This is a genomic window from Vibrio sp. Vb1574 (genome assembly GCF_033338675.1).
The window spans coordinates 1-1579 of the sequence record NZ_JAWOTC010000156.1 but is presented as its reverse complement, the minus strand read 5'-3'; the positions used below and the strand labels follow the sequence as shown (position 1 = coordinate 1579).

Below are 1579 nucleotides of genomic sequence, written 5' to 3'. Positions count from 1 at the left end.
AAAAATACGCATCACACGTAGTGCTCTGATCACGCCCATGAAAGAGGCGGATGGGAAGAACAATACTAAGTAAGTTGGGATGATCGCCAACAGATCGACAATACCGTAGAAACTTTTTGCGTACGCCACCGGTTTTGGCGAGCAATACAGACGTAGCAAGTACTCAATGGTAAACAGGCCGGTGAAGGTGTATTCAAGGTACTTCAGTTCTTTTGCCCACTCGGCACGTACCGAGGGAATGGAATCTAGAACGAGAACGGCTAACGAGCTGATGATGGCAATAATAAGCGCGATATCAAAAGCACGGCCGGCTTTGGTGTGGGTGCCAAATATAGTGACGTAAAGTGTATTTTTTAGAGAGTGAGTCGTCATGACAAAGCGATCCATTGTTGAATCGCTCTATCATAACGTCATTAATAAAATCAGGCTAATCCAGGGAACAAGTTACGTAAGCCGTTTGCAATAAACTCGATGCCTAGCGCACCAAGAATCAAACCCATGATACGTGTGATCACGTTGATGCCTGTTTGACCCAAGAAACGAACGATCAAAGGTGCCGAACGAAATAGCAACCAAGAACAAAGGCAAAACAGACCAATCGTGATAACGATGCCCACGGTATCGAACATACTTGGGTAACGCGCGCCATAAACGATTGTTGAGCTGATTGCACCAGGACCAGCCATTAGTGGCATCGCTAGTGGTACAACGCCGATCTGTTCGCGGCTAACGTATTCAGATTTTTCTTGTTTGTTCTGCTTATCCTCACCGAGCTTACCGCTCATCATCGAAAAGGCGATGCTTAACAGCAGCAAGCCACCTGCCACTCGGAATGAATCCAGTGAAATACTGAACATATCCAACAGTAACTGACCTGCAAGCAGGGAAATGATCAGGATCACGGCCACTGCCACATTGGCTGTTGTCGCGGTTTTGATCTTTTCTTCTGGTGTCATATGTCCGCTTAAAGACACGAAAACAGGCATGATGCCTACAGGGTTAACGGCGGCAACCAACCCCAAGAAAAACTGCAGGAAAATGGCTAGCTCTAAAGTCTGCATATTGCGTACTCGTAAATGTTCACATTAGTGAAAAACGGAAAGGGTAAATTTACACCAATCTATCGGGTTTTGTTGCTAAGTAAATTCGTGGGAGGTGACTACAGTTAGAAAGGGATGGATAACTGCGATACGCACCTTTGTTCTTATCGAATTTCTGCGCAATTATTGGAACATCTACTTACCAGATTCCAGATTGGTTTTCGGCGCTAAATGTAAGGCAAAAGTGCATTAGGAAGAAATGAAAAAAACTAACGTATTGACCCCACTATTTGTGAGAAAAACTAATTTTTTAATAAAATGTATCTAATCTGAAGGTGAAATGTTATATAGGATGTTGCTGTGAAATTGTGCTGTTTTACACAAACGTTAACATTCGCACATTTTTGATAAAAACCAAGGTGGTTTGTAGAGAGATGTATTTGATTCGATATACTCTCAGTAGCACAAAAAATTAGGCCTACATGTAATTTTGTTGGCTAAAAATGAAACTTTTTTACAGGTTGTTGTAGTTTCTTTTA

Annotated in this window: 2 protein-coding genes; both read right to left on the bottom strand. The window is 42.4% G+C overall.

Features of this window, described 5'->3' with window-relative positions; translation table 11 throughout:
- Positions 1 to 387 (bottom strand): ion transporter (locus R7O12_RS24375; protein ID WP_318126611.1); only part of this gene is annotated, 387 nt, incomplete at its 3' end.
- Between the two features lie 35 nt (positions 388 to 422).
- Entirely contained in the window at positions 423 to 1061 is a 639-nt protein-coding gene (locus tag R7O12_RS24370) for a YchE family NAAT transporter (RefSeq protein WP_005461786.1), read from the bottom strand.
- Between the last annotated feature and the right edge of the window lie 518 nt (positions 1062 to 1579).